The sequence below is a fragment of the Sphingomonas sp. Leaf38 genome, assembly GCF_001421825.1.
In the GTDB taxonomy this organism is placed as follows: Bacteria; Pseudomonadota; Alphaproteobacteria; order Sphingomonadales; family Sphingomonadaceae; genus Sphingomonas.
Window position 1 is genome coordinate 522,667 of record NZ_LMLD01000011.1, and the last position, 7,296, is coordinate 529,962.

General features: G+C 66.2%; 6 protein-coding genes. 4 read left to right on the top strand and 2 right to left on the bottom strand.

From position 1 onward, the window contains the following. Positions 1-13: 13 nt before the first annotated feature. Positions 14-1,039, top strand: a complete 1,026-nt coding sequence (locus ASE88_RS09825; protein ID WP_235527899.1) for a DUF2268 domain-containing protein — start codon at positions 14-16, stop codon at positions 1,037-1,039. 172 nt (positions 1,040-1,211) lie between these two features. Further along, positions 1,212-3,056, top strand: a complete 1,845-nt coding sequence (gene typA, locus ASE88_RS09830; protein ID WP_056477826.1) for a translational GTPase TypA — start codon at positions 1,212-1,214, stop codon at positions 3,054-3,056. 438 nt (positions 3,057-3,494) lie between these two features. Here the strand turns inward: typA and ASE88_RS09835 are convergent, their stop codons facing one another. Beyond that, positions 3,495-4,148, bottom strand: a complete 654-nt coding sequence (locus ASE88_RS09835; RefSeq protein ID WP_235527900.1) for a L,D-transpeptidase family protein — start codon at positions 4,146-4,148, stop codon at positions 3,495-3,497. A gap of 191 nt (positions 4,149-4,339) precedes the next feature. Here ASE88_RS09835 and ASE88_RS09840 point away from each other — a divergent pair, with 191 nt between their 5' ends. Further along, positions 4,340-4,741 carry a hypothetical protein gene (locus ASE88_RS09840; protein ID WP_056477828.1) on the top strand — a complete coding sequence of 134 codons (402 nt, stop codon included), beginning with the start codon at positions 4,340-4,342 and terminating at the stop codon, positions 4,739-4,741. Between the two features lie 91 nt (positions 4,742-4,832). Beyond that, positions 4,833-5,144 (top strand): DUF3297 family protein, encoded by a 312-nt coding sequence (locus ASE88_RS09845; RefSeq protein WP_056416404.1) that lies wholly within the window; start codon positions 4,833-4,835, stop codon positions 5,142-5,144. A gap of 110 nt (positions 5,145-5,254) precedes the next feature. On the opposite strand, the gene ASE88_RS09850 is transcribed toward ASE88_RS09845, so the two are convergent. Continuing rightward, on the bottom strand, positions 5,255-7,123 hold the full coding sequence (locus ASE88_RS09850) for an ABC-F family ATP-binding cassette domain-containing protein (protein ID WP_055873815.1): 1,869 nt from the start codon (positions 7,121-7,123) through the stop codon (positions 5,255-5,257). Positions 7,124-7,296 lie beyond the last annotated feature (173 nt).

The following is a 7,296-nucleotide window of genomic DNA, read 5'->3' on the forward strand; positions in this document are numbered from 1 at the left end:
GCGGGGGAGGATTGTGATATCCGCTCTGGCGCTCTTGCCCGCACAATATACGCTGCGCATCATGCTTCGCCCGCTGATCCTCGCGCTCGCGCTCCTCCCCGCGGCCGCCACGAACCGCCCGCCGCCCGCCGACCCGCTCACCGCGACGATCCACACCGAAGACGCCGACCGTTTCGCCGCCCTCTTCGCCAGGACCAAGGGCAAGCCGACCGCCGCGCAACTCAAACGCGACTATCTCGACAAGGGCAGTTTCGGGATCGGCGTCTTCACCCCCGGCCGGATCGGCGACGCCGACACGCTCGCGCGCGCGATCGCCGCCAACCCCACCCGCTACGCGCAGGCGATCAAGACCTGCCTTCCCGCCGCCAAGGCCGCCACCGCCGATCTCCGATCGATCTATCTCGGCCTCCGCGGCGCGCTCCCCGACGCGAAACTCCCGCAGGTCTATATCGTCTTCGGCGCGAACACCTCGGGCGGCACGGCCAAGCCCGGCGCACAGGTGCTCGGCCTCGAAGTCCTCTGCCGGATCTCCCCGACCCCGGAAAAACTGCGCCAGACGCTCCGCCATTTCTTCGCGCACGAGACGGTGCACGCGATCCAGGAGGATGCCGGCATGACGCTCGCCCGCGATCCCTTGCTCGCCGCGATCCTCGTCGAGGGGGCGGCGGACTTCATCGCCCAGCTCGTCACCGGTGAGGAACCCGATGCCGCGCGCGCCGCCTGGGCGACCCCGCGCGAAGCCGAACTCTGGCGCCAGATGCAGGCCGATATCGCGCTCACCCGTACCCTTACCGACAAGGACAACCCGGACGAGGGCTCGCCCGAAGCCAAGGCCTATGCCCGCTGGATCGGCAACTACTCCACGCCGCCCGCGGGCTGGCCGCCCGAGCTCGGCTATTGGATGGGGCTGCGGATCTGGCAGCGTTATTATGCCGCCGCGCCCGACAAGCACGCCGCGCTAAGGGCGATGCTGGCGGTGCGCGATCCGCGTGCCATTCTCGCCGCCGGAGCCTATAGGCGTCGACCCCCGTCCTCCTGACGAAAGTCAGGACCCAGGGTAACAAACGCTGCCTTCCGTCGTTCCGGGTCCTGACTTTCGTCAGGAGGACGGCAGGGGTGGTGAGTCCCCGAACCCGCCCGGTCTTCCCGCGGCGCAACAATTACGCTATGGCGCGCGCCAACCCCGTTCCTCGTTTCAAGAGAATACATTCATGAGCCTCCGCAACGTGGCGATCATTGCGCACGTCGATCACGGCAAGACGACGCTGGTCGACCAGCTCTTCCGCCAGTCCGGCACTTTCCGCGACAACCAGCGCGTCGAAGAGCGCGCAATGGATTCGAACGACCTCGAAAAGGAGCGTGGCATCACCATTCTCGCCAAGCCGACCTCGGTCGACTGGACGCCCCCGGGCGAGAGCGAGAGCATCCGCATCAACATCGTCGACACGCCCGGCCACGCCGATTTCGGCGGCGAAGTCGAGCGCATCCTGTCGATGGTCGACGGCGTCGTCCTGCTGGTCGATTCGTCGGAAGGCGCGATGCCGCAGACCAAGTTCGTCACCGGCAAGGCGCTGGCGCTCGGCCTCAAGCCGATCGTCGTCGTCAACAAGGTCGACCGTAACGACGCGCGCATCCAGGAAGTGCTCGACGAAGTGTTCGACCTGTTCGTGTCGCTCGACGCGAACGACGACCAGCTCGATTTCCCCGTGCTCTACGCCTCGGGCCGCAACGGCTATGCCTCGACCGACATGGACGCGCGCGAAGGCACGCTGATCCCGATGTTCGAGACGATCGTGAAGCATGTGCCGCCTCCGGCCGTGGAAGTCGCCGGCGTGCCGTTCACCTTCCTCGTCACTTTGCTCGACCGCGATCCGTTCCTCGGCCGCGTCCTCACCGGTCGCGTCAATTCGGGTACCGTGAAGACCAACCAGGCGATCCACGCGCTCGATAACGACGGCAAGATCGTCGAGACGGGGCGTGCGTCCAAGATCATGTCGTTCCGTGGCCTCGACCGCGTGCCAGTCGACGAAGCCAAGGCCGGCGACATCATCTCGCTCGCAGGGCTTTCGGTGGCCACGGTGGCCGACACGATCGCCGACATCACGGTGACCGAGCCGCTGCACGCGCAGCCGATCGATCCCCCCACGCTGTCGATGCGTTTTGCCGTGAACGATTCGCCGATGGCGGGCCGCGAGGGCACGAAGGTGACGAGCCGCATGATCCGCGAGCGCCTGTTCCGCGAAGCCGAGTCGAACGTCGCCGTCAAGGTGACCGAGGCGGCCGACAAGGACAGCTTCGAAGTCGCCGGTCGTGGCGAGCTTCAGCTGGGCGTGCTGATCGAGACGATGCGCCGCGAGGGCTTCGAGCTCGGCATCTCGCGTCCGCGCGTGCTGTTCGGCGAGGACGAGGACGGCAAGAAGACCGAGCCGTACGAAACCGTCATCATCGACGTCGATGAGGAGCATTCGGGCACCGTCGTCGAGAAGATGAACATCCGTAAGGCCGAGATGACCGACATGCGTCCGTCGACCGGTGGCAAGACCCGCATCACCTTCTCGGCGCCGTCGCGCGGGATGATCGGCTATCATGGTGAATTCCTGTCCGACACGCGCGGCACGGGGATCATGAACCGGCTGTTCGAGAAGTATGGTCCGCACAAGGGCCAGATCGAAGGCCGCAAGAACGGCGTGCTCATCTCGAACGGGTCGGGCGAAGCGAACAACTACGCGCTGGGTCCGCTCGAAGAGCGCGGCATCCTGTTCGTGGGTCACGGCGAGGCGCTCTATGAGGGCATGATCGTCGGCGAGAACGCCAAGCCGGACGACCTCGAGGTCAACCCGATGAAGACCAAGGCGCTGACCAACTTCCGCGCCTCGGGCGGCAAGGACGACCAGGTTCGCCTGTCGCCGCCGAAGCGTGCGACGCTGGAGCAGGCGATTGCCTATATCGACGACGACGAGATGGTCGAAGTGACGCCGAAGTCGATCCGTCTGCGCAAGCGCTTCCTCGATGCGAACGAGCGCAAGCGGGCGAGCCGGGCGAAGCAGAGCGCGTAAGCCTGGCAGGGCGAAGCCGGCCAGGCTTACAAGCTCGGCCGGCCTCGCTAAAGCGAGGTCCGACGACGCGGCTTCGCCGCGGCGCGCTCCGTGGAACGAGAAAGAGGCCGGGGGGAAACCTCCGGCCTCTTTTTTTAGACACGAAAGACCGAAGGTCGCGCCACTACGCCCGAAGCCCCGAGGCGTCAGCACCCGATCCGGTTTAGTACCCTACCTCTGCCCCTCCCCGGCGAAGGCCGGGGTCCAGGTGGAAAGGTCGCAGTAACGGAGCGCCGCCCTTCGTTGGCGACGTCGCCCAACTGGACCCCGGCCTGCGCTGGGGAAGGGCTGCCTTGTGGATATGATTGCGCGCACACAATCGTCTCGCACCGGGAGAGCAGACGCCGCAGGCGGTAAAAGGTGAGGGCAGGGTACGGCGAGCGCGTATACCCCATCCCCTCAAGCCGCAGTAATCCGCCCGCCGCGTTCCAGCATCTCGCCACTCGTCACGATCACCCGATCCCCAAGCTTCACCTGCCCGAAGATCAGCTTGGCAAACGCGGTCGGCACGCCGACGCAGCCATGCGTCGCGTATTTGCCCTCCATCAGCGCGCTGCCATGGATCGAGATGCCGTCGTTGGTCAGCCGCAGCATGTACGGCATCGGCGCGCCGTACAGGTTCGACACGTGATGCGCGTCCTTCTGCGTGATCGTGAACACGCCCAGCGGCGTCGGCTTCTCGTCCGCGCCATAGATCACCGCCGCCGTCCCGATCTCATAGCCCGCCCGAAAGATCGACAGCGTCTGCGCGACGAGGTCGACGGTGATCACGATCGGCCCCTCGGGTACGCCTGCGGTATCCCAGTAATAGGCCCCGTGGCGTAGCGGCTCGGGCACATCCAGCACGCGCTTGACGACATAGCCGTCGGCAGGGGCGGCGGCGACGACCGGCGCAGGCTTCGGCGGCAGCGCGCGCACCGGTGCCGCGACCTGCGCCTTGGCGGCGCGTATCGGCGCCTCCGCGGCGCGCACCGTCACCGGCGACCCCGACAAGGCCAGTCCGCCGATCAGTACCGCACTGCCCGCCAGAACGGCAAAGGCGATCGCTCGCATCGTCATGGTCCTGCGCATCCCGCCTCCCTACCCCAAATTCGTAAACGAAGCCCAGCGCCGCAGCTATACCGTGGGTTAACAGCCCGTTCCGACCCGGTTCAGGCCGAATCGCCCAAAGCCTGAAACACGGTCGGACACTTATGCGTTTGTCCCAAGCGGACCGGGCGTAACTAGTAACGGAGTTCGAAAAGATGAACGGTTTTTTGAAGAAGGCAGGCTTGGGCGTTGCACTCGCGGCCACGGCGCTGACGGCGGCAGTGCCTGCGGATGCGCAGCGCTGGGGTCGCGGTTACGGCCGCGGCTACGGCGGCGGCTGGCACGGCCATCGTGGCGGCGGCAACGCGGCCGGTGCAGCGGTGCTCGGCGGTATCCTCGGCCTCGGCGTCGGCGCAGCGATCGCCAGCAGCAACAATCGCAACCGCTATTATGATCGCGGCTATTACAATGGCGGCTATTACGCGCCGCCGGCGGTGAACTATTATGCGCCACCGGTGCGGACCTATTACCGCGAGGATTATCGTCCGCGGTGCTGGAACGAGTGGCGGGTCGATCCCTATTATGGTGATCGCGTCTCCGTGCAGGTCTGCAGCTAACCCCCTGCAGAATCAAAGGCCGGCGTCGGGAGCAATCCCGGCGCCGCTTTTTTGTGGCGCGGTCCCGCTGCTTGCCGCTAAACGCGCGACCATGACCGACACGCCCAACACGCCCGAGACCGACACGCCGACCACCGCAGCGGGCGACACGCCCCCGGATCGTCTGTCGATCAATCACCGCAGCCCGTTCTTCAAGCAGGAGCTGCTCGAGCGCGGCATCGGCATCCGCTTCAAGGACGGCATCCGCCACGACGTCGAGGAATATTGCATCTCGGAAGGCTGGATCCGAGTCGCGCTCGGCAAGAAGGTCGATCGCAACGGCAACCCGCTCACGCTGAAGCTGGTCGGCCCGGTCGAGGCCTGGTTCGAGCGTCCCGCGGCGAGCGACGCCGACGAGGGCTAAGCTTACTCAAACCTACCCCGTCATCCTGGGCTTGACCCAGGATCCAGAGTTACGGGCGCCACCGTGCGTAACTCTGGATCCTGACTTTCGTCAGGATGACGGGGCGGAGCTTAGGCCGCCACGCCCTCCAGCGCCTCACTCGCCTCGAGCCACTTCGCCTCGCTCGCCTCCAGCTTGGCATTCACCTCGGCACGACGCTTGCTGAGGTCGCCCATCGACATCCGCGAGAAGCGCGGCTCCGCAGTCGCCGGATCAACCATCGCGCGATCGATCGCGTTGCGCTCCTTGGTGAACTTGGCGGTCTGCTCCTCGACCTCGCGCAGCGTCTTGCGCAGCGCCGCGTCGTTGCTCTTGGCCTCCGCCGCGGCCTTCTTGCCCGCCTTCTTGTCGGCCTTCGACGCCGCATCGCCCTTGCCGCCATCGCCCTTCAGGACGAACGCGATGTAATCGTCGAGGCTGCCGTCGAATTCCTTCGCCGTCCCGTCGTCGACCAGCACCAGCCGGTCGGCGGTCAGCTCGAGCATGTGACGGTCATGGCTGACCAGCACGACGGCGCCGGTATAGGCGTTGAGCGCCTGCACCAGCGCCTCGCGCGCATCGACGTCCAAATGGTTGGTCGGCTCATCGAGGATCAGCAGATGCGGCGCATCGCGCGTGATCAGCGCAAGCGCCAGCCGTGCGCGCTCGCCGCCGGAAAGCTTGCCGACCCGAGTCGTCGCCTTGTCGCCCGAGAAGCCGAACCGCCCGAGCTGCGCACGCACGGCCGCCGGCGTCGCGCCCTTCATCAGATGCGACATATGCTCGATCGGCGAATCGGTCGGATCGAGTTCCTCGACCTGATACTGGGTGAAATACCCGACCTTCATCTTGCCCGACGACGCCATCTCGCCGTCCATCGGCGTCAGCTGCGCGGCAAGCAGCCGCGCGAGCGTGGTCTTGCCGTTGCCGTTGCGCCCCAACAGCGCGACCCGGTCGTCGGGATCGAGCCGCATGTTCAGCCGCTTCAGGATCGGCACATCGGCATAGCCCACCGTCGCCATGTCGAGCGTGATCAGCGGCGGGCGAAGCTCGGTCGGGTTGGGGAAGCCGAACGACAAAGTCGGATCATTATAGCTCTCGGCGATCGGCTGCATCTTCGACAGCATCTTCTGGCGCGACTGCGCCTGCTTGGCGGTCGAGGCGCGTGCGGAATTCTTGGCGATATATTCCTGCAGCTTCTCGCGCTGCACCGCCTGGTTGGCACGCGCCGCCTCGATCTGCGCCAAACGCTCGGCGCGCTGGCGCTCGAACGCGTCATAGCCGCCGGGATACAGCGTGATCTTGCCGCCCTGCAGATGCAGGATGTGATCGACGACGTTGTTGAGGAAATCGCGCTCGTGGCTGACGACGACGATCGTCGCCTTATAGCCCTTGAGGAAATCCTCAAGCCACATCACCGCTTCGAGATCGAGATGGTTCGACGGCTCGTCGAGCAGCAGCAGGTCCGGCTGCGAGAACAGCAAGGCGGCAAGCGCCACGCGCATCTTCCAGCCGCCCGAGAAGCTGTCGAGCGTCCGCGCCTGCATGTCCTCGTCGAACCCGAGCCCGAGCAGGATCTGCGCGGCGCGTGCGGGTGCGGTGTAGGCGTCGATCGCGATCAGTCGCTCGTACACGTCGCCCAGGCGATCGGGATCCTCGCTCGTCTCGCTCTCGATCATCAGCGCGGCGCGCTCCAGATCGGCTTCGAGCACGGTCTCGAACGGCGTCTTCACGCCGTGCGGCGCTTCCTGCGCGAGATAGCCGATGCGCGCGCCCTTGGGCATGTCGGCCGAGCCGTCATCGGGTTCGAGCTGGCCTGCGATTACGCGCACCATCGTCGATTTGCCCGCGCCGTTGCGCCCGATCAGCCCGACGCGGCTGCCCGGCGGCAACGCGGCCGTGGCGCCATCGAGGATAACGCGTCCGCCCAGGCGCACCGTGATATTGTTCAGGTTCAGCATGGCGCTGCCGTTAGCAGATGCAGCATGGTTTTGCGAGAGTGGGGAAGGGGCGGCGTTCGTGCGCGATTCCCCAGTCCGATGCCGTCTCGATCCTCCCCCGCCAGGGGGAGGTGGCGCCGAAGGCGACGGAGGGGGAGGACACGCAACAGCCGTTATCGCTAACCTCCCCCCCC